At 41.2% G+C, this 20,292-nt stretch carries 20 protein-coding genes; 11 read left to right on the top strand and 9 right to left on the bottom strand.

Features of this window, described 5'->3' with window-relative positions:
- Window positions 1-160: 160 nt before the first annotated feature.
- Window positions 161-1,333, bottom strand: coding sequence for an IscS subfamily cysteine desulfurase (locus KTO63_RS08380; protein ID WP_217790773.1), 1,173 nt, complete (start codon window positions 1,331-1,333; stop codon window positions 161-163).
- A gap of 116 nt (window positions 1,334-1,449) precedes the next feature.
- Here KTO63_RS08380 and mce point away from each other — a divergent pair, with 116 nt between their 5' ends.
- Window positions 1,450-1,857, top strand: a complete 408-nt coding sequence (gene mce / locus KTO63_RS08375) for a methylmalonyl-CoA epimerase (RefSeq protein ID WP_217790772.1) — start codon at window positions 1,450-1,452, stop codon at window positions 1,855-1,857.
- A gap of 89 nt (window positions 1,858-1,946) precedes the next feature.
- On the opposite strand, the gene rnc is transcribed toward mce, so the two are convergent.
- The 3 genes from rnc to KTO63_RS08360 form a co-directional block, all read right to left on the bottom strand.
- Window positions 1,947-2,678 carry a ribonuclease III gene (gene rnc / locus KTO63_RS08370; RefSeq protein ID WP_217790771.1) on the bottom strand — a complete coding sequence of 244 codons (732 nt, stop codon included), beginning with the start codon at window positions 2,676-2,678 and terminating at the stop codon, window positions 1,947-1,949.
- A 111-nt stretch (window positions 2,679-2,789) separates the two neighbouring features.
- The gene (gene fabF / locus KTO63_RS08365) at window positions 2,790-4,040 is read right to left on the bottom strand and encodes a beta-ketoacyl-ACP synthase II (protein WP_217790770.1); all 1,251 of its coding nucleotides are present in this window, start codon (window positions 4,038-4,040) and stop codon (window positions 2,790-2,792) included.
- 105 nt (window positions 4,041-4,145) lie between these two features.
- Window positions 4,146-4,382, bottom strand: coding sequence for an acyl carrier protein (locus tag KTO63_RS08360; protein ID WP_026751146.1), 237 nt, complete (start codon window positions 4,380-4,382; stop codon window positions 4,146-4,148).
- Between the two features lie 335 nt (window positions 4,383-4,717).
- Here KTO63_RS08360 and KTO63_RS08355 point away from each other — a divergent pair, with 335 nt between their 5' ends.
- Entirely contained in the window at window positions 4,718-5,161 is a 444-nt protein-coding gene (locus KTO63_RS08355) for a GNAT family N-acetyltransferase (RefSeq protein ID WP_217790769.1), read from the top strand.
- Window positions 5,162-5,276: 115 nt separating this feature from the next.
- On the top strand, window positions 5,277-5,828 hold the full coding sequence (locus KTO63_RS08350) for a cupin domain-containing protein (RefSeq protein WP_217790768.1): 552 nt from the start codon (window positions 5,277-5,279) through the stop codon (window positions 5,826-5,828).
- Between the two features lie 115 nt (window positions 5,829-5,943).
- On the opposite strand, the gene KTO63_RS08345 is transcribed toward KTO63_RS08350, so the two are convergent.
- Both KTO63_RS08345 and KTO63_RS08340 read right to left on the bottom strand, forming a co-directional pair.
- Window positions 5,944-7,077 (bottom strand): glycoside hydrolase family 5 protein, encoded by a 1,134-nt coding sequence (locus KTO63_RS08345; protein ID WP_217790767.1) that lies wholly within the window; start codon window positions 7,075-7,077, stop codon window positions 5,944-5,946.
- Between the two features lie 111 nt (window positions 7,078-7,188).
- On the bottom strand, window positions 7,189-7,362 hold the full coding sequence (locus KTO63_RS08340; protein WP_217790766.1) for a hypothetical protein: 174 nt from the start codon (window positions 7,360-7,362) through the stop codon (window positions 7,189-7,191).
- Between the two features lie 237 nt (window positions 7,363-7,599).
- On the opposite strand from KTO63_RS08340, the gene KTO63_RS08335 reads away from it, so the two are divergent.
- The 5 genes from KTO63_RS08335 to KTO63_RS08315 are packed head-to-tail and all read left to right on the top strand — an operon-like array spanning window position 7,600 to window position 11,902.
- The gene (locus tag KTO63_RS08335) at window positions 7,600-8,982 is read left to right on the top strand and encodes a hypothetical protein (RefSeq protein ID WP_217790765.1); all 1,383 of its coding nucleotides are present in this window, start codon (window positions 7,600-7,602) and stop codon (window positions 8,980-8,982) included.
- A gap of 22 nt (window positions 8,983-9,004) precedes the next feature.
- Window positions 9,005-10,108, top strand: coding sequence for a hypothetical protein (locus tag KTO63_RS08330; RefSeq protein ID WP_217790764.1), 1,104 nt, complete (start codon window positions 9,005-9,007; stop codon window positions 10,106-10,108).
- Between the two features lie 3 nt (window positions 10,109-10,111).
- Window positions 10,112-10,570: a hypothetical protein gene (locus KTO63_RS08325; protein ID WP_217790763.1), complete on the top strand. Its 459-nt coding sequence runs from the start codon at window positions 10,112-10,114 to the stop codon at window positions 10,568-10,570.
- Window positions 10,571-10,600: 30 nt separating this feature from the next.
- On the top strand, window positions 10,601-10,840 hold the full coding sequence (locus KTO63_RS08320; protein ID WP_217790762.1) for a hypothetical protein: 240 nt from the start codon (window positions 10,601-10,603) through the stop codon (window positions 10,838-10,840).
- A gap of 3 nt (window positions 10,841-10,843) precedes the next feature.
- Complete coding sequence (locus KTO63_RS08315) at window positions 10,844-11,902, top strand: hypothetical protein (RefSeq protein WP_217790761.1); 1,059 nt, start codon at window positions 10,844-10,846, stop codon at window positions 11,900-11,902.
- Window positions 11,903-11,951: 49 nt separating this feature from the next.
- On the opposite strand, the gene KTO63_RS08310 is transcribed toward KTO63_RS08315, so the two are convergent.
- Window positions 11,952-12,761, bottom strand: a complete 810-nt coding sequence (locus tag KTO63_RS08310) for a hypothetical protein (protein ID WP_217790760.1) — start codon at window positions 12,759-12,761, stop codon at window positions 11,952-11,954.
- Window positions 12,762-12,849: 88 nt separating this feature from the next.
- Window positions 12,850-13,365 carry a YcxB family protein gene (locus KTO63_RS08305; protein WP_217790759.1) on the bottom strand — a complete coding sequence of 172 codons (516 nt, stop codon included), beginning with the start codon at window positions 13,363-13,365 and terminating at the stop codon, window positions 12,850-12,852.
- Between the two features lie 223 nt (window positions 13,366-13,588).
- Between KTO63_RS08305 and KTO63_RS08300 the strand changes: the two genes are divergently transcribed.
- The 3 genes from KTO63_RS08300 (at window position 13,589) to KTO63_RS08290 (ending at window position 18,510) form a co-directional block, all read left to right on the top strand.
- On the top strand, window positions 13,589-14,515 hold the full coding sequence (locus tag KTO63_RS08300; protein ID WP_217790758.1) for a DUF6607 family protein: 927 nt from the start codon (window positions 13,589-13,591) through the stop codon (window positions 14,513-14,515).
- A gap of 132 nt (window positions 14,516-14,647) precedes the next feature.
- On the top strand, window positions 14,648-16,924 hold the full coding sequence (locus tag KTO63_RS08295) for a TonB-dependent receptor (protein ID WP_217790757.1): 2,277 nt from the start codon (window positions 14,648-14,650) through the stop codon (window positions 16,922-16,924).
- 155 nt (window positions 16,925-17,079) lie between these two features.
- The gene (locus tag KTO63_RS08290; RefSeq protein ID WP_217790756.1) at window positions 17,080-18,510 is read left to right on the top strand and encodes an HmuY family protein; all 1,431 of its coding nucleotides are present in this window, start codon (window positions 17,080-17,082) and stop codon (window positions 18,508-18,510) included.
- A gap of 231 nt (window positions 18,511-18,741) precedes the next feature.
- On the opposite strand, the gene KTO63_RS08285 is transcribed toward KTO63_RS08290, so the two are convergent.
- Window positions 18,742-20,109: an OmpA family protein gene (locus KTO63_RS08285; RefSeq protein ID WP_217790755.1), complete on the bottom strand. Its 1,368-nt coding sequence runs from the start codon at window positions 20,107-20,109 to the stop codon at window positions 18,742-18,744.
- Between the last annotated feature and the right edge of the window lie 183 nt (window positions 20,110-20,292).

Below are 20,292 nucleotides of genomic sequence, written 5' to 3'. Positions count from 1 at the left end.
AAAGGTTGCTTGTCATCCCGAGGAACGAGGGATCTGGGTCTTACGCATACATGCTGTTTGTGCAACTCTCAGATCCCTCCTTCGTCGGGATGACAAGCAGCCTTTTCCAGTAAATCGTATCCTTTAAAATCTAGTCGCATATTTTACTTTGACACAATTGCTAATGTATTCGTAATGTTTTTTCCGTTCTAAGCTTCGTAACCGTTGCCACCACTTTTTCAACCACATAATCGATCTCTTCTTCGGTAGTAAATTTTCCCAAACTAAAACGTAAACATGAGCGTGAAAGTTCGTCACTTATACCCAGCGCCTTCAATACATAAGATGGCTCAAGCGATGCAGATGTACAGGCTGAGCCGGATGATACAGCCACTTCTTTGTTGAATCCCGCCAGTAATTCGTCGCTTCTCAGGCCCTGGAAGGATACATTGCTGATGTGGGGCAGACGATGCTCAATACTGCCGTTTACAAACGCGCCATCAAGCTTAAGTAATGATCGTTCAAGCTTATCCCGCAACTGTGTCATTCGCGCTGCATCGGCTTCCATTTCGCTTGCAGCAATATCCGCAGCCTTTCCAAAGCCCACTATTCCCGGTACATTTAGCGTGCCGCTTCGCATTCCTCGTTCATGACCACCACCGTCCATTTGCGCAGCAATCTTTACACGAGGGTTTTTTCTTCGCACATATAACGCACCTACGCCTTTTGGGCCGTACATTTTGTGTGCAGTAAAAGCCATCAGGTCGATGCCGTCTTCATTTACATTTACCGGCACTTTTCCCATTGCCTGTACCGCATCGCAAAAGAATATAATGTTGTGTTTTCTTGCAACAGCGCTTACTTCACGAACCGGCTGAAGATTACCGATCTCGTTATTTGCGTACATAATGGCAATCAAAATCGTAGTTGGTTTTATGGCTGCTTCCAGTTCGCTAATATCAATTCTTCCGTCTGGTTTTACTGGCAAATAAGTTACTTCGCCGCCTTTTTTTTCGATATGCTTGCAGGTATCCAAAACGGCCTTGTGCTCTGTAGATGTGGTAATGATGTGATTCCCCTTGCTTGCGTACAGCTCAAAAACACCTTTGATTGCCAGGTTATCTGATTCCGTAGCACCGGAAGTGAAAATGACTTCCTGCGTTTCTGCTCCAATGAATGCCGCCAATTGTTCCCGCGCCACTTCAACAGCGCCTTCTGCTGCCCAGCCAAACACATGATTACGGCTTGCCGCATTGCCAAAGTTTTCCGTGAAGTAAGGAAGCATAGCCTCCACCACCCGCGGATCGCAGGGCGTTGTTGCGCTGTAATCAAGATATATGGGCAATTTGGGCATCTACGAAATTACTGAATAACTGAATGACTGAATAACTGAATGTTCCTGTTTTACAGCCTTTTTGACTTTCAACGTTCAGTTATTCAGTTAATCAGTTATTCAGTTATTTTTGACTCATGAGAAAAATCGAACACATTGGAATTGCGGTGAAAAGCTTGTCAGCCGCCATTCCGCTATATGAAGCGTTGTTGAATACCGGATGTTACAAAACCGAAACTGTTGAAACTGAAATGGTGAACACTGCCTTTTTCCGAACAGGAGAGAGTAAAATAGAGCTGCTTGAAAGTGCTGATGAACAAGGGGTTATAGCAAAGTTTATTGAAAAGAAAGGAGAAGGTATCCATCACATAGCCTTTGACGTAGCCGATATTCATGCCGAAATGGCGAGATTGAAAGCTGAAGGCTTTACGCTATTAAACGAGGTGCCTAAAAAAGGCGCCGACAATAAGCTTGTTTGCTTTGTGCATCCCAAAGGAACGAGTGGTGTGCTGGTAGAGCTGTGTCAGGAAATAATTGAAAAGTAAAAAGTAAAAATTCAAAACTGGCTGCTACTTGTACAGTTTTAGCACAGGAACCATTTTTGACTTTTTAATTTTGATTTTTGAATTGTCGCCTATTCGCTTTCTTCAACTTTATTCAAGCCAAGTTTTTCCACGGCTATTTGAGACGCTATCTGAGAGGCGTCTTTTTTGTTGTAGGCTTTTCCCTGCGAAATGACTTCGCCATCCACAACTGCGCCTATAGTAAACAGGCGGCGGCCGCCTTCAATGCGCTCTTCAAGGGTTTCAAATTCCAGGTTCTTGCCATTTTTGTTTGCCCAGCCGTATAATTTGTTTTTGTGGTTGATCTCAAGATTTTCAAGATCGTCCATAAACATGTAGGGTTGAATAACGCGTAGTAAAACCCAGTCTTTTGTTTTTTTATAGCCTTTATCGAGGTAGACTGCTCCAACAACCGCTTCGAGCGTGTTGCCGAATATCTGGCTCATTTTAAGCGAATTGTCAAACTTGTTGTAGTAGATAATTTTTTTCAGGCCCATTTTTACCGCGACATCATTCAGCGTAGTTCTGTTCACCATTTTACTACGCATTTCGGTAAGAAATCCTTCTTCACGATAGGGATATTTCTTGAATAAATAATCGGCTACAATGCCGCTCAGTATTGCATCTCCTAAATATTCTAGGCGCTCGTTATTGTCTGCAGCGCTGTCACGCACAGAACGGTGAGTTAATGCAGTTTTATACAGCGAAATATTGCCGGGAGTGAACCCTAAAACATTATTCACTTGCTTTTTAAACGAAGTATTTTTAGCAGAGCTTTTGGAAAAAACGTCGAAAAATCCCACAGACTTTTATTGGTTTATTTACTAAAGGTAAATCCTGTTTGCCAAAAAAAGACAGACTTCTGAAAAAAACAGTGAACCTTGATCTGAATCATGATGAAAAGACTAAAAATCTTATTCATAATGCTTTACAATAATTGCCGCATTGTGCCCTCCGAACCCGAAAGTGTTGCTCAGTGCTGCTCTTATCGGGCGCGTTTGAGCCTTGTTAAAGGTGAAGTTCATCTTGTTATCCAGTTCAGGATCGTCTGTAAAGTGGTTGATAGTTGGTGGCACGATACCGTGTTTCAAAGCCATGATACAAGCAATGGCTTCAATTACACCCGCAGCACCAAGACAGTGGCCTGTCATTGATTTGGTAGAGCTTATGTTTAATTTATAAGCGTGCTCGCCGAAAACTTCTCCGATAGCTTTGATTTCAGCTATGTCTCCAAGCGGAGTAGAAGTTCCGTGAGTGTTGATGTAGTCAATATCTTCCGGTTGCATGCCTGCGTCTTTAAGAGCGGCAATCATTACATTTTTTGCACCCAGCCCTTCCGGATGTGGAGCTGTGATGTGGTGTGCATCTGCAGTTGCGCCTGCACCTGCGATCTCACAATAAATTTTTGCACCTCTTGCAAGGGCGTGTTCCAATTCTTCTAATACAAGGATACCGGCAGCTTCTCCCATAACAAAGCCATCGCGATCCTTATCGTAAGGACGGCTGGCTGTTTTAGGATCGTCATTTCTTTCGCTCATCGCTTTCATAGCATTGAAACCACCAACGCCGGCTTCGCTGATAACAGCTTCACTACCGCCGGACAGTAAGATGTCTGCTTTGCCTAAGCGGATGAGATTGTAGGCTTCCATGATACCGTTTGTGCTACTTGCGCAAGCACTTACTACCGCGAAGTTTGGTCCGCGAAGGTTGTGCCTCATTGAAATGTGGCCTGCAGCAATGTCCAGGATCATTTTTGGAATAAAGAAAGGATTGTAGCGCGGAGTACCGTCACCTTTGGCAAATTCCATCACCTCGTTTTGGAAAGTGATCAATCCGCCGATGCCGCTACCGAAGATAACGCCAGTTCTGTCCGGATTGACATTCTCTTTGGAAAGGCCTGCATCTGCCATTGCTTCATCACTTGCTACGATAGCCAGTTGAGTAAAGCGGTCAATTTTGCGGGCTTCTTTACGATCCATGAATTGGGTTGGATCGAAGTTCTTTACCTCACAGGCAAACTTTGTTTTGAATTTGGAAGCATCAAATAAAGTAATAGCATCGGCACCTGATACGCCGTTCACGAGACCGTTCCAATAATCGTTTAAATTGTTACCAAGCGGTGTGAGTGCGCCAATACCTGTAACTACTACTCTTTTCAGTTCCATTTTCGGTTTGTCTGGATTTAAGATGATTAATCCGCCTTCGAATAACATAAATTATCGAAAGGCGGATTAGTAAAAATTTTGCCTATATTAGGATCTACCGTGAGACTACTTTGCGTGCTCTTCCAAGTAAGCAACGGCTTGACCAACGGTAGTGATGGTTTCAGCTTGTTCGTCAGGAATTGAAATGTTGAATTCTTTTTCAAATTCCATAATCAACTCCACGGTGTCCAAAGAATCGGCACCTAGGTCATTTGTAAAAGAAGCCTCATTAGTTACCTCAGCCTCGTCTACACCTAATTTGTCAACTATAATCTTTTTAACTCTTGTTGCGATGTCTGACATTGTTGTAAAGTTTAGTTACGGGTGCAAAAATATAATTTTTGGCTAAATGGCAATGTTTAAGCAGCATTTTGTTCAAAAAAGAAGAATTACTGTAGAAATCATTGCTTCAACCTTCTTGGCATAACAAGCTTGAATGCACGCTGGTTCTAAGTTTTCCAAAAAAATAAAATAATTATTGTCCAACGTTATTTTTTGAAAAATAGGGTCGTTTTGGCGCGAAAATATGACTACTTTCTCTCTGTATTATAGAAAAATGAGATATTTCGGGTGTATTTGGTTGGCCCGGATCAAAATTTATGTGCCCTTATATTTGTAAATTACATTAAATCTACAGCATGGCTTTAAAACTTATAGACTACGGTTCCAGGGAATATCAGCAAATGGTTCATTTGCGCAATGAAGTGTTGCGTAAACCGCTCGGTTTGTATTTTACCAAGGAAGAATTAGAAAGCGAAAAAGATCATATTTTGATCGGAGCCTTTGAAGATGACGAACTGCTGGCCTGCTGTATATTAATACAAGTTGACAAAGAAACAGTGAGGCTTCGTCAAATGGCAGTACTCAGAAATCTCCAGGGAAAAGGCGTTGGCCGGGCCATTATGAACTTCGCAGAAAAAGTTGCCCTCGACCGTGGGTATACGAGAATGGTGATGCACGCCCGCAAATCTGCCGTTGGCTTTTATGAAAAACTGGGTTACGAAGTCACCAGCAATGAGTTTGTAGAGGTTACCATCCCTCACTTTGAAATGGAAAAGCCGCTGATAAGCGTGCCGGAGTAGTAGGTTTTCTTTTCGTTCTCCAAAAACTACATTACAGTTATTATATATGGCAATTGCTGCAGCATATGCTACCATCCTTTAGGTTGGTCAAGTACATTTGTGTAAACCTATCGCTATGGCATATAGAGGCAAGATCATCAGAAATGAGGTTACGGGACAGTCTATACGATTTGTCATCACATCCGGCGACAGCAAGGGTGAGTTGCTTGAAATGGTGACGACCTACGCGCCGCATTCCACGCCGCCTGCACCGCATTATCATCCCGAACAGCATGAGGAGTTTAGTGTTCTGGAAGGAGAGTTGACGGTAAAACTGGATGGTAGCATCATTGTTTTACGAAAAGGTCAATCCATCGATATTCCCAAAAACAGCAATCACAGCATGTGGAACGCCTCGGCGGCAAAAACTATTGTTAGCTGGAGGGTGACGCCTGCGTTAAATACAGAATATTTCCTTGAAACAGCTACCGGCCTGGCCAACGATGGCAAGGTGAACACAAATGGTCGTCCTGGTTTGTTACAAGTTGCATTATTGGCGAACCGGCATCGTGGCGAATTCAGGCTTTCGAAACCATCGTTTATTGTGCAGCGTATTTTGTTTTCAATATTGTCGCCAGTTGCCTTGCTGGCAGGTAAGAAGGCAAGTTACCCGGAGTACATTAATTGATTTTGTAGAGACAAGGCACTGCCTTGTCTGTTTTTCAAGACAGAGGGTTCATTTTTCAAAGAGACAAGGCAGCGTTTTTTTTCAACGAGACAAGGCAGTGCCTTGTCTGTACGTGTTAGTGTTTTTGCAGCAACTCCAAAAACTTTCGGTCTAATTTGTAGCCGTGCCAATCTTCGTAAGTCACATCTGAGCGGCCAGAATTAAGAATGCCGAAATCGCCGATAAAGTTCCAAATGGCAAAGCCTATATTGTTGGCTGATAAAATATCGAGCACGTCTGTGAACCACGCAATGAAAACATCGTGCGGCGTTTTGTTCCAGCAACCACATTCACCGCAATGCACACCCACTCCCTTTTTGGTTAGATCGATCCATGGCTGATAATATTTTACCAGCATCGATTTGTCGAGGTATTGATTGCCTACTTGTCCGGGCCATTTAGGTTCTGGCAGATGTTCCGGATCTTTATTTGCCCATGGCGCTTTGTAGTGTGAAATGGCGTGAGGGAAATAGCCGCGGCAACTTTGTGCAATGTTTAAATCTATTATTTCCGGAATAACGGAACTGCCAACGTCATTGCCATCTGCAATTACTAAATGCGTGGGGTTTTCCTTTCGAATGGCTTCTGCCGCGCCTTTTGCAACTTTCCTGTAAACATCGCCCGGTACAGAGCTTGCGGCAGAATGTTGGTCGTTCATGTCTTCGCGCATACTTGGCTCATTCACCAAGTCGAAGCTTATCTTTTTGTTGGAAATATTTTTGTAACGCTTCGCCCACATGTTCCAGTGAAAGTAAAATGCTTTTTGTGCCTCTTCATCTTTCCATAAATTATAGGGCTCATGAAAGCCGGCATTGATGCAGTATCCTGGCGCACGATGCAAATTGATGCTTACATGCATGTTGTATTTCTGTGCCATGTAAACGACTTTGTCAACAAGCTCGACGGCCACTTCATTTATATTATATACTTCGTCCGGTGTAATATTTTTGCTGCGGTCAAATTTTAAATAGCCGGGATAGGCAATGGGCAGTCGAACAAAGTCGAAGCCCCAATCCTGCATCCATTTGAAATGCTCCTCAGTTGCAACGATTTTTTCGAATGGCCTTGGAGAAAAGAAATCCAGGAGATTGAATCCTTTCCATTTGGGCAGTTTATTTTTTAAAGGTGCTTTAGGAAATGCAGATGTTCCGGTTAAGCTTACTGCCGCGGCCAGCATGCTGGTGTTCTTAATAAATATTCTTCTTTTCATGGCAAGAAAAAGAAAGTGAATGATTTAGTGACGAACATTAATTTAAAGCTTTTTGCCGCGCAAAGGGAGTGGAGAAGAAATAGTACCGCATTTTGCTAAAAAAACATTGATCTATTTTTCGCGCAGGTCATCATCAGCGGCGTAGGTTTCGTCCTGGTTTGCTTCGTTATCTGACATTGATTCCGGGTCAGGCAATTCTCCGTTGCCACCGCATTCGTCTTCCTGCGGAGAGCTTTTTTTGTCGTCATCCGGCTTTTCCGTTTTGTCTTTTTTAGGATCGTACATTAACTTGATTTTTATGTGCTTGTATTAAACTACAATAAAAGTTGTACCAAATCAAGCCTCTGACTTATTTTAAATTAAATAAGTTATGACTCACAGCACAGATCAATTTGTGTCAGAATTTTTACTTTAAAAATGTGACAGCTTTGAATAAAAGTGTGACTGATTCAGAAACAGAATTGAAAACCAATAAAATAGTTTTGACAAGAATTAAATAATTGCTTGTTTAAAACGGATGGTATGAGAAAATTATTCGCCATCCTATGGAAAACCCAACATTCGCTAGTATTCATAAATCCTATTTTTTGCGTGGTCATATTTTGTATGATCATGAACGAATCTGTTACGGCGCAGATACAGTTGCCACAACCTGCTCAACCATTGCCCGGAGGTCCGGTGAATCCCTTTGCACCACAGACGTCTCCCGTTTCTCCTAACATAGGCCCAACACTTCAAGACATTATTGATCAGGAGCAAATGAGGAACAATATCCAACGCCAGCAAGCAATTGAAGAGGCAAACCGTGATATTGAAATGCTTTATAGCAAAGAGCGGGAATGGACGTACTTAACAAAAGTATATCGTGAGGCTTATGATTCTTTATCGCAACTCAATCCAGATAGTTTTTCAATATCAAAAGCGGTGTTCATTGCAGAAAATGCTTTTTACGACAATAGGTATAAATATGTAGATTTTCAGCAGGCGCTTCAGCGTAATGCTGCACTCGTAAAGCAAATTGTAAAACGGGAAGGGTTAAGTGAAAAGAACAATCTGGCACTTAACTACGGGATTATGAAGTTGTATGGACAGCCCAATAATTTTTATAATGCCCAAACCAAGCAAAGAACGACTGTTGAACCGTTCGGCTACGATTTTGAAGATTTTATGGGTAAGCAGGATTACAGCAAAATGTTTACCCTTAAAGCCCTCGCCACGCGCAAAGGACAGTGCCATTCGTTGCCGCTTATTTATTTGATGCTTGCAGAGCAACTTCATGCCAACGCCTGGTTGTCGATGGCGCCTCAGCATTCCTTTATACAATTCATGGATGGCAATAATAACCTGCTAAATTTTGAAACCACCAATGGTCAGTTGGTTTCCTCTGCGTGGTTGCTGCAATCGGGTTTTATCAATGCAAATTCCTTGCACATGGGCACTTTTCTGGACACGCTCTCTAGCCGTCGCTTATATGCGCAGTGCATGGTTGATTTGCTAAACGGATTCATATTTCGTTTTGGCGACGACAATGATTTTGCCAAGAATATGACACAAAAAATACTACAGATCGATTCCAATAATCTTAGTGCAAATATGATTAAGGCCAACAGACTCACTGCTGTTGCCATGAAGAAGATAGTTGAAGCCGGCCGACCAAAGCCAAAAGACCTTCCTAATTATTCGGAAGCTTATGCCGCCTGGCAGCAAATGCAACAAGCCTACGAAAAAGTAGATGCACTCGGCTACCAGGATATGCCCCGCGAAGCATATAACGCATGGCTCAAAAGCATAAATACTCAACAGCAAAAGCAAGCGACTAAAGAAGCGCAGCAACGCATGCAACAGGAAATGCAACGGCTGAGAAACCTAAAAGTAACCATAACCAATACTCCGCGAAAAAAATAACACCAAACTCTTTTTGACAACTATGAAAAAAGTACAACTTTTATGTTTGCTATTGTTGGTGCTGGCGGCTGCGGCGAAAGCGCAGAACACAAACCCGTTTAAAAGCATTGGCAAAAAAGGAAAGATAATTACCTTGTCCCGCGGCCGCTATGAAGAAGTGTTTGATACGGATACGATACAACGAATTGGATCTGTATTGTACAACACTCGTACCAAAAAAGTAGTAAAGCTGCTGGATGAAAAACAGGTTTATGAAAAATACTCTGACAACACCTCGAGTAGTCGTTGGTATAGTGTGGACCCTTTGGCAGATAAGTTTGCGCAGTATAGTCCATATAATTTTTGTGTGAATAATCCGATAAATCTTATAGACCCAACGGGAATGGCGGCAACTGATTGGGTGGGGAAGATAAATACGACGGGCGGCACAAACTGGAGCTGGGATGAAAACGTAAAATCAGAAGAACAGGCAAAGGCTGCGGGGTATGATAGCTATTTGGCGCCAGGCTCAAGAATAGAAAATGCCAGTATAAATGGCGCTGCTCCGGGCGTAGTTTTTATGGGCTATAGTGCCAATGATTTTGGTTATGATGAATCTAACTTTACAAACTGGAATGCGCAACACGGCTCGGAGTATGGCAACCGTACCGAAGCGTATAGAGCATGGCATAGCGATCCTAATTATCATTACGGCGAAGGTTTTTGGGACAAGACATTTAGGACGATTGGGTATGGAACGATGGAAGCAAGGCGGGAGTATGCTGCGGGAGGGATGAATATGTACGGGGGATATGGGAGGCAGCTATTTTCGGTTAACCCTAGTAAATTTGACTATTTTTTTGGAAAGGTTGTGACTGGAGATGCTAAAAATATAGCTCGTTCTGTTCAGAACTTGAACGACTTGACCCAATTGGGAATAACTACGCAAGAAGAATTGATCGCCGTTTTTAATCAAGCGATTAAGAGTGGTACAATTGTCTCAACAAAGGCAACTGAGTACGGCACAACAATAATGAAAAGCGTTAACATAGGTGATAAGGGAAGTGTGGGGGTTGGATTTTTTTATGAAGGTGGAAATATGAATTTGATTCCCAAGATCACTACACTGATTCCTAAAATATATTAATTTATGGAAGTAGTCTTTAAAGAGATATCTGAAACAGAATTTTTGACTCAACAAATTACAGTGCTTTTTACTAATAAAAACGGCAATAGAAAATTTGGAATTGTATCACTGAGTAACAGAAGTTATAAATTTTCATGGCAAAGCGATTTAATAGAGCCTGTAATCACAAAAATTGCAGATAGCATTTGTGCTGTAGGGGTAGACCAACATTTTGTAATTATAGATTTTGAACAAAATAAACTCCTTTTGGATTTAAGTCTTTTTTACAATTTTTATGATACAAAAATCTGGGAAGAACAGATTTTTGTGTGTACGGAATTGGAAGTCTTAGTAGTTGACAAGGTCGCTTTCCGCATTGTTCGTTCAATAGACTTGCCCGATTTTTTTGAAAGGTTAGTATTTGAAGACAAAAAGATTAGAATTGTTTGTATGGGACAGCTTGTTGTCGAGCAGACTTTATGATTTTTTGAGTTTATCATGTTAAATAATAATATGGATTATATAAAAGAAATAATAAACAAACCTGATTATTCCCTCGAAGAAATAATTGGTTGCTTTGAAAAAGTAAAAGAGAATGGAGATGTTGCAGTAATAAAATTTGATGGCGAACGTGGTGAAAATAGTTATACTGTTTTTGTTTCGTTTCCTACAAAAAAAAGGGATATGCTTAGAGCAGATGAAAATGATCTGAAAACTGCTTTATTGAAAGTCTTAAGTAAGTACATAGAATAACTGATGAAAAAAATTATCGCCCTGTCAACACTACTTCTGTACATCAATTTCTGTTATACTCAGCCTTTGTTAAATACAAAAAATAATTATAATGCTTGCCTTGACTCTCTTTCGGTATTGCTTAAAAATAATGGAAACTTCAAAAAAGCTGTATTTCTATCTGAGAATTGTTTTTTCAATAACAAAATGCAATATGAGAAGTTCGATGCAGAAGTACATCGTCTGACACAGATTGCAAAGCTTTGGCAAAGAGCCAATCCTTTGATTGATTATAAGGAAAAAGATTCTGCCGATTTGATCAATAATCTTTCCATATTCAAGCTGCTGAAAGATACAATTACATTTATTGGGCCTTCAGAAGAAAAATATTATCACCAGCCTTACACGTATGATTTTAATGATTTTTTCGGCAGGGAAAATTGGAGCAATATGTTTGTAACCAAATTACTGCTTACACATAAAGGCAATTGCCACAGCTTGCCTTATTTATATAAAATGCTGGCAGATGAGTTAAACGCGAACTGTTGGCTGGCGCTTGCCCCCAATCACATGTATATCAAAAACAGGTGCAGGAAAATTGGTTGGTATAATACTGAGCTTACTAGCGGAGAATTTCCTGTTGACGCATGGATAACTGCTTCCGGCTATATACCGGTAAAAGCTGTGCAACAAGGAATTTACATGGACACATTAAGTAATCAACAAGCAATCGCCTTATGCATTTTGGATTTAGCAAAAGCCTATCAACAGCAGACAGATAACTTTGATGATGGATTTATTATGCAATGCTGCGATTTAGTATTGAAATATCATTCAAATAATGTGCAGGCCTTACTATTAAAAGCAGAAACCGGCAAGCGCATGTATCAAAAAGAAAAATTTAATAAAATCAATACATCCAGTGCATCGTTCAAAGAGATGGAACAATTATATACGCAGATATATAATATCGGTTACCGTGAAATGCCAGATAAAATGTACATGCAATGGTTGCGCAGCGTTGTTGAACAAAGTGAGAAGTATAGCAACAAACAATTTGCTGATGTAATAAGGAAAAATTAAAAAGAAAGGCTCCACAATTTGTGGAGCCTTTCTTTTTGATTGAATCATGTTATTCAGGGAACACAAACGTTATCACACCTCTAAAGCCAAAATCTGTTTTAAAATTGGAAGGTCCTGCTACCGGTATTCTTGGGCCAACACCCAAAGAGACTATTTGTTTGCCAAGTTTTGTAACGCCTGTCATGATCGGGTTCACAAACGCTGTGGTTGTTTTTGCGTGCCAGTTTGCAGTGATCTCCGCATTTACACCAAGACCGGCACCGCTTTTCCAGTTGTGTGTAAAAAATGGTTGGAGGAACATTTGATTAATATCTGATCTGTCGCTAGGTCCTGCAAATGACCAGATCTGATTAACAAGAAAGCCAAACGTTAATCCTGGCGATTGTTTTAGCACCAATGCTGTTGGACCCACTCCCCATTTTTTGCCTGAAAGAAACTCGTTAGTACCAGTGGGAACAAGAAACGCAGGACCCGCTCCCCAGATCAATCCATTTTTTGGTTTTGCTGGTGAGAAAAAACCGCTGATGGTTGCATCGCCTAGCCCGAATTCATTTTTATCTGGTCCGCTTATATTGTGCTGATCAATAACCGGCACAATGTAACGTGTAATAAGATTGAGTTTGGAATTAAGTTTAAAAGGAATTACCGGCTGTACATTCAGCGTGTATCTAGAACCCTTGTATGGCCCAATGCCATAATCGACATTGCTTTGAAGAGGTACGCTTATGAGGCTGGCAACAGGGTTTGCTAGTTTGTCTGCCAGCTCTTGTGCGTCGCCGCCTGTAGGCTTGCCTGCTTCTTGTGCTATTGCAGATAGTCCAAGAAACGATAGGAATAGAATAAAGTTTAGTCTTTTCATCGTTGTTGTTGTTTTAGTCTTCAGGAAAGATTGAAAGCTAAAAACAACGTGAATAACTAAATTGTTTAGAAAAGTACTAACATCTTGTTTACTTGGTGGACAGATGTTCTGAAATTAAACTTCTAAAAATTTCCTCAGTTTCATTACTGTCAAACATTCTTTTTTGAATTACATGAGCGTCTTCTCCGGGAATGTAAAGAAATATAAAGTTGCGCGATTCCTGATAATGAGTAAATCCTTTCCACGGACGAGTATATTCAATACCTACACCAGTTTTTTCCATTCCCCATTCGTTGAATGTATATACTATGTTGTTAAAATGATTTTTACGAACTATTCTTAACACGATAGCTGCCAGAGCACCAAACGCAAGAAAAAAAGCGGCTATTACAAATGGTACCCACAATGCACTGAAGGCGGAGGCGTAGTTAGTCTCTTTTCCCGTGGGAGTTGCGAAAATTGTAATTACAGTGTTGAATATTGAAATGGCTACCAACCAAATGAAAAGCCTTCTCATTATTTTCATTCGTAGAAACTGGTAGTAAATCACTTTTAGAAATTCTGGAAATGTCATATCCTGTTTAATACAAACTTTATTTTCCATTGTAAGGGGTTTGGATGTAAACCAAAAATATATAAAAAACCGAAGCTAAAATGAAAGAATCATATCAGTGCAAATCCATTTAATCCCTGCCCGAATAAATTCATTCAGGCGGGCGTGTCATCTGTGTGCAATTCTTTTTTCTTTTTGCGTAAATGGATTTCCTGATTGTAGAAATGATTTGAATCATAACGTCCAATCTTTGTATCTCTAAAACAGACCCTTAATGAAGAAGATTGTTTCCTTACTATTGTTATCTGCATCTATAATATCTACCGTTAATGCACAAACGAAAAAAGAAGTAAGCGCTATAAAAAGCCTTTGCGGATGTTACGAGGTTGAATTTAAATACGCTGAAACCTTTGCTCCATCTAAAGAGTATCAGTTTAAAGAAAGATATAAAACAGGCGGCCTTGAGTGGGTGGTAGCGGAAGAATTTTCCGATAAAAAAATGGTGCTTCAACATTTGTTGGTGATCAATGATTCCACAGTTATTAAGCACTGGAGAGAAGATTGGGAATATCAACAAAATCAATGGCTTGCATTTGACAAGAATGCAACATGGAAAAAAGTATCTGTGCCTGGGGCAAACGTAAAAGGCCAGTGGACACAAACAGTGTGGGAAGTAGATGATGCACCACGCTATCAGGGCAGCGCAAAATGGGTGGAAAATGATGGTAAATATTATTGGGAGAGCACTGCTGACGCGCCTTTGCCTAGACGCGAATACACTAAACGAAACGACTACAATGTAATGAAACGCGGCAACCGCATCATTGTTACTGACAGCATGTGGATACATGAACAGGACAATGAAAAAATAATTAGAAAGGATGGAGCAGTTGATCAGTTGCTCGTTCTTGAAAAAGGCTATAATATTTATCGTAAAGTAGACGATAGTAAATGTGCACAGGCAAAGCAGTGGTGGGTTTCTCACAAACCTTTCTGGAACGCTGTTCGTCAATCATGGACTGGCATCATAAATCAGCAAAATCAAATTCACCTGCAATCTAAAGTAGATGATAAATTCCTTTATCAGCAATTAGATGCAATTGAAGAAAAGAAACTGGATACAAATACTTTGCAGCAAGAGACCCGTGCGGTAATCACTAAATACGTACAACCTACCGAGAACAAGACAGCAAGCAAGTAGAGAGACGTGAAACGTGAATGGTAATCTCTGATTGTAAATTGCAAATTGAGATCGAGACTGAGGAGTCGTGCATTCACGATTCACCATTCGCGACTCACTGTCCTTCCCATGCCCAAACTTAATCACTCTGATATGTATAAATGTTTAGCGCTGTGCTGTTGTGTTTTGTTGCACGTTTATAACGCGGGGGCACAAAGCAGCAATGCAACCGTAAAAGGAACGGTGCAGGATGAAGCAGGTAAACCTGTGAGCGGCGCTATTGTGCAGCTTAAGCAAATAAAGAAGCAAACGCAAACATCCAATGATGGTTCGTTTGCCTTGAATGCACCTGCCGGAAAATATACATTGTCTGTAGAATCAATGAATGCGGAAGCGCAAGAAATGAGCGTTGAAATGCATAATGGTGAAACTGTTGAATTGCCCGTTTTACATACAACTGCAAAGTATAAAGAACTGGAGCCAACAGTTTGCACCGGGCAGTTTGAGCCGCAGTCGTTGCGAAGGTCCGTTTACAATGTTCGTGTCATCTCATCGCAAAGAATAAAAGCACAGGCATCAAATGATCTCACCGGCATTTTGAATAAAGAACTTGGTTTCCGTTTTACATACGATGGCGCAACAGGTACTTCTGATGTTGTACTGATGGGTCTTAGCGGAAGAACGGTAAAAATATTGCTGGATGGTGCACCTATGACCGATCGCGGAGATACACGCGAAAGCCTGAACCAGATTGATGTAAACACGATCGAAAGAATTGAAATTGTCGAGGGGCCAATGTCTGTTTCTTACGGGTCAGATGCATTGGCAGGCGTAGTGAATATCATCACTAAAAAAACAACTTCTCATCGTTGGGATGTGAATGCCAAAGTGCAGGAAGAAACGGTGGGCAAAGAGTATGATCCATTTACCGGAAAGGGGGCACACTTTCAAAATGTTGGCGCTGCCTGGCAATACAAAGGGTGGGGCATTTCCGGAGGCATTACTCATAATGACAACGGAGGCTGGCAAGGAACTGACACCGGCAGGGTGAAGCAATGGAAACCTAAGGAGCAATTGCTTGGGAACATAAAGCTTGGCTACGCAAATGATCATTTCAATATCTGGTACAGACTGAATACATTGAACGAAACGATTTTGAGTGAAGGCAGGAATAACGCAGGCAAAGCACAGGATCAAAAGTATATCACGGATCGCTACATGCACCAGGTGCAAACAGAATGGCGTGCGACTGACAAGCTAACCGTCAACGGAATTTTATCTTACACGGACTATCAAAGAAGAACACAAACAACAGATGTAGATCTGGCAACTGGTTATCGCACGCTTTCTATTGATGGCGAAGGTTTGCAGGATGTCGCAAAATTCAACACACTGGTTGTAAAACCTGTTGCGCAGTATAAATTCAACGACATTGTTTCATTGCAGGCAGGTCTTGACCTCACAATGGATAATGCATCGGGACAGCGCATAAAAGGATCGCCGTCGATAAATGATTATGCATTTTTTGCTTCCTCGGAAGTCAAGCTGTTTGAAAAGTTGTATGTGCGTCCGGGCGTGCGGTTGATAAAAAACTCAGTTTATGATGCACCACCGATAATCCCATCATTGAATGTAAAATGGAACCTTTCGAAAAATGTAGATGTTCGTGTTGCCTATGCAAATGGCTTTCGCTCGCCTGCATTGCGTGAATTGTATTTCAACTTTATTGACGCGAACCATGCCATCATCGGCAATCCGAATTTAAAAGCAGAAACGTCAAATAGTTTTGATGCGTCCGTAAACTGGCAACCTGTAACAAAAGGGGAGTTTAAGATACGTACCGGCATCCGGGGTTATTACAACAATTTTAATAACCTGATCAACTATGGTATTGATCCGTCAAACACAACGGTTACAACACTGATCAATGTCGATAAAAATAAAACAGTTGGCATACTGCAGGAGAACTCTATAAGCTGGAAAAAGCTGAGCGGCAGTGTTGGTATCGGATACCTTGGTTCATACAACCAGATCTATAGCGATAGTGCTGGTAAAGCAAATTCCCTGCCTGAGTTTATGTGGACGCCGGAAGTGAATGCGAACTTGTTATACTCGTTCAGTAAAATTAAAATGACCGTTGGTGTATTTTACAAATTCACCGGCAAGCGAAATGTTTACACAAGCACACAAGATGGCGTTGTGTTGGGCACAACATCTCCTTATCATCTGCTTGATGTAACGCTTACAAAGACTGTTGGAAAATATATATCACTCAATGGCGGCGTGAAAAATGTTGCCAATGTTACAGACGTTCAAAACACCATAGCAACCGCATCTGCGGGCGCGCCACATGCCACCAGTGGCCCTGTGCAGTTGGGTTGTGGTAGAAGCTATTTCCTGGGTGTGGGCTTTCAGATGTTTAGGAATTAGAAATTAGGAATTAGAAATTAGGAATTAGGAATTAGGAATTAGGAGGAGAATACTCCTTAATAATAATCAGTCATTTATTGCATATCAAAATATTTGCTGCCGTTTTGCGGCGGACAGGAATCGTATTAATTATTCATTATTAATTATTAATTACCATGAAAAGGTTTTATAGTTTTTTAGTGCTGCTAGCAATAGCAGGAAGCATCGTGTCTTGTAAAAAAGACGATCCTCCAGCGCCGGATAACTTTGCGAATTTTGAGTCTGCAAGTCAGGGCATAGATGAAGCAACAACAGAAGTTTCTTTTGCTGTGAAATTATCCCGCGCAGCCGACAAAGACGTTACCGTGAATGTGCAATTGCAAGACAGCGGTGTTGTATATTCTACGCATTATACAACTGTACCAGCTGCTTCAAATGGGGCATTGTCTATAACGATTCCCGCAGGTTCTACAAGCGCTTCCTTCAAATTGAAAAAAGCATCTGATATATTTTTATCGGGAAGCGAGTATGTAAACTTTACGATTCAATCTGCAAGTACGCCCGCTAAAGTAGGATCAACTGCTGCATTGAAAGTTTTGTTTTCCTCTATCGTTTCAAAAGGCGCTGCAAACTTTCAGCTGAGCGGCATTGCAGGATCAGAAGCTGGTAGCAGCGCTGCCAACTCTGTTTTTGTTGACCTTAGCAACAACAAACAAACACCTGTATTACGTGCCTCCTGGGATCTTGGTTTTTACACGGGTAATGAGTTTCGCGTAATCATTAACAATACAACAGGTGCCAATGCTGTAAAGGTTAACAAAACAGATATCAACAGTGTGTCTCTTGCAGACATTAATCTGACAACAACTCCATTAACATTTGGACAAGGCGAAGGCGATCTTGCTTTTGTTGACGATGTTACCGGCGATCTCACGAAAACGGTAATTGGCGAAGTATCTGCTAATGACGCAGACAACAAAGTGTACATCATCAATAGAGCGAATGGTGGTGGTTTTGGTTCGTTGTATGCAGGCACAGCTGATTCGTTGATAAAAGTGCGTGTGTTGAAAACCGCAACCGGCTACACTTTGCAGTATGCTTCTATTAAAGAAACGACTTTCAAAACCGTTATCATCACGAAAAATACTTCCTACAATTTTCAACACGTATCCTTTAACAAAGGTGCAGAGGTGACCGTTCAACCAACAAAAGGCGCATGGGATATTGAGTGGACCTACAATACCTACAAAACTGCGTTGAGTGCTGATGCATATGTGCCGTATGCTTATCCTGATTTCGTTTTGGTTAACGACAAAGGTGGTGTGAAAGTTGCGCAAATTCTTACCACAACTAAAACCTATGACGCATATGCAGAAGCCGATATCGTTTCGACAACCTTCGCTGCTGACCGTAATTTAATTGGCAGTAGCTGGCGCTCTACAGGTGGCCCGGGCGGCGGCGCAACTGGCGCAAAGACTGATAGGTTCTACGTAATTAAGGATGCAGTAGGCAATGTGTACAAATTGAAATTCATTTCAATGGGCGCTGGTGACGGCGGAACGAGAGGTAAGCCAGTGATTGAATACGCGTTGGTGAAAAAAAGTTAATTAAGAATTGGAAATTGGGATTCCGTAGAGACGCATTGCATGCGTCTTGCGCTCTTCAAAGAATCAATCAATTAGAACTGTGTTCTCAGTGTGTATATTATGACTAATGCAAGTCCTGGCGATAGCCGGGACTTTTTTATTTAAAGCGATAGTGATGGGTGTAATGGTATTGAAAAAAAGCAAAGGTCCTGAAATGCATTTCAGGACCTTTTGGTTTTTATATACCTAAGGCTATTGACTAACCTTAAACTCTACTCTTCTGTTTTTAGCTTTACCTTCTTTCGTACCGTTGTCTGCTATTGGGCTGGCATCTCCATATCCGTTCGTTGTGACTCTGTCACCGCTAATGCCTTTCTTTGTTAAGTATGTCTTCGCTGCTGCGGCACGTTTTTCAGAAAGTTTTTGATTGGCTTCTGGCTTACCGGTGTTATCTGTATAGCCATTGATCTCAACTTTTGTTTCAGGATATTTCTTCATGTAGAATACCAGTTGACTCAATGCCGCATTTCCACCTTTTGTCAACGTTGCGCTACCACTAACGAATTGCACTGCACTTGCGCTGAATTTTTCAATCGCAGGACATCCGTTGTTTTCTTTCACACCTGCGATGGTTGGACATTTGTCTTCTTCATCGTTAACGCCATCGCCATCTGTATCGGGAATTGGACAACCATTGTATTTAGCCACACCAGCTTGTTGAGGACATTTATCCTCTTCGTCATTAATACCATCGCCGTCGCTATCGGGGATCGGACAACCATTGTATTTCGCTACACCCGCTTGTTGCGGACATTTGTCTTCTTCGTCATTAATACCATCACCGTCGCTATCAGGAATAGGACAACCGCCGTATTTGGCCACACCTGCCTGGTTAGGACATTTATCTTCACTATCAGGAATGCCATCATTGTCACTATCAAGAGGCGCCGGAGGAGGTGGTGGCGGAGGTGGCGGAGTTGTAGCTTTAACATGCTTTCCAAAAAGTTTCACCTTTAAGCCAGCCTGCACACCCTGGTTGTATACTTTGGCTGTTGACAGACCAGTGTTGTCCTCATACACCTTGTTGAACCCATGAATGTATCTTGCATAGAAAGAAACAACATGTCTTGGAAACAATTCAAAACCGGCGGTGAGCGCAAAGTCATTTTTCTTGATATTGTCTTTGATATCCTTGTCATGCTCTTTGTCTTTTGCCGACATTAAGAAGTCAAACTGTGGGCCAACCATGAAATCAAAATATTTTCCTGCATGCAATTTTACCAAAACAGGAACAGACAAGTAGTCTAACTGGTTATCTGTTTTAATACCGGTTTGAGTGAACTTGCCGCCCATGCGTGAAAACAATGCCTGTGGTTCAAGGGAAATTGTTTTACCAATTGGGAAACCTACAAAAATACCAGCTGCCCAATCCCATCTCCAATCAGTACTAAGGCCAGACGGTTTATCTGTTACCCGTAAATTTGAATAATTGGCACCTCCAAGCAAGCCTCCGTAAACAGAATAGTGGTCCTTACTCGTTGTCGTCATATCCTGCGCATGCAATGCAGAAAATGCACACATACAAACTACACCTGTAACGACTAATAATTTTTTTTTCATAAACAAGAAATTTAATTGAAAGAATAGCAGCAATAAAGCGTCATTGCCAGTATTTTCATACTAACATTTCCCGGTAGAAAAAAATAAGCTAAATTTTTTCTTCTATAGCTTAACAGATCTTGAAAATCAATAGGCAATAAGGCTTTTATAAACTGTTAAGAAATACTTATAAAAAATCATTCC

The organism is Pinibacter aurantiacus, assembly GCF_019130065.1.
Lineage (GTDB): Bacteria > Bacteroidota > Bacteroidia > Chitinophagales > Chitinophagaceae > Pinibacter > Pinibacter aurantiacus.
This window is presented reverse-complemented; position numbering and strand designations above follow the sequence as displayed.

Bases quoted from the DNA above. Each gene is read 5' to 3' on its own strand.
- KTO63_RS08380 (WP_217790773.1), bottom strand. From the start codon at position 1,333: ATGCCCAAATTGCCCATATATCTTGATTACAGCGCAACAACGCCCTGC.
- mce (WP_217790772.1), top strand. From the start codon at position 1,450: ATGAGAAAAATCGAACACATTGGAATTGCGGTGAAAAGCTTGTCAGCC.
- fabF (WP_217790770.1), bottom strand. From the start codon at position 4,040: ATGGAACTGAAAAGAGTAGTAGTTACAGGTATTGGCGCACTCACACCG.
- KTO63_RS08360 (WP_026751146.1), bottom strand. From the start codon at position 4,382: ATGTCAGACATCGCAACAAGAGTTAAAAAGATTATAGTTGACAAATTA.
- KTO63_RS08355 (WP_217790769.1), top strand. From the start codon at position 4,718: ATGGCTTTAAAACTTATAGACTACGGTTCCAGGGAATATCAGCAAATG.
- KTO63_RS08350 (WP_217790768.1), top strand. From the start codon at position 5,277: ATGGCATATAGAGGCAAGATCATCAGAAATGAGGTTACGGGACAGTCT.
- KTO63_RS08345 (WP_217790767.1), bottom strand. From the start codon at position 7,077: ATGAAAAGAAGAATATTTATTAAGAACACCAGCATGCTGGCCGCGGCA.
- KTO63_RS08340 (WP_217790766.1), bottom strand. From the start codon at position 7,362: ATGTACGATCCTAAAAAAGACAAAACGGAAAAGCCGGATGACGACAAA.
- KTO63_RS08335 (WP_217790765.1), top strand. From the start codon at position 7,600: ATGAGAAAATTATTCGCCATCCTATGGAAAACCCAACATTCGCTAGTA.
- KTO63_RS08330 (WP_217790764.1), top strand. From the start codon at position 9,005: ATGAAAAAAGTACAACTTTTATGTTTGCTATTGTTGGTGCTGGCGGCT.
- KTO63_RS08325 (WP_217790763.1), top strand. From the start codon at position 10,112: ATGGAAGTAGTCTTTAAAGAGATATCTGAAACAGAATTTTTGACTCAA.
- KTO63_RS08320 (WP_217790762.1), top strand. From the start codon at position 10,601: ATGGATTATATAAAAGAAATAATAAACAAACCTGATTATTCCCTCGAA.
- KTO63_RS08315 (WP_217790761.1), top strand. From the start codon at position 10,844: ATGAAAAAAATTATCGCCCTGTCAACACTACTTCTGTACATCAATTTC.
- KTO63_RS08310 (WP_217790760.1), bottom strand. From the start codon at position 12,761: ATGAAAAGACTAAACTTTATTCTATTCCTATCGTTTCTTGGACTATCT.
- KTO63_RS08305 (WP_217790759.1), bottom strand. From the start codon at position 13,365: ATGGAAAATAAAGTTTGTATTAAACAGGATATGACATTTCCAGAATTT.
- KTO63_RS08300 (WP_217790758.1), top strand. From the start codon at position 13,589: ATGAAGAAGATTGTTTCCTTACTATTGTTATCTGCATCTATAATATCT.
- KTO63_RS08295 (WP_217790757.1), top strand. From the start codon at position 14,648: ATGTATAAATGTTTAGCGCTGTGCTGTTGTGTTTTGTTGCACGTTTAT.
- KTO63_RS08290 (WP_217790756.1), top strand. From the start codon at position 17,080: ATGAAAAGGTTTTATAGTTTTTTAGTGCTGCTAGCAATAGCAGGAAGC.
- KTO63_RS08285 (WP_217790755.1), bottom strand. From the start codon at position 20,109: ATGAAAAAAAAATTATTAGTCGTTACAGGTGTAGTTTGTATGTGTGCA.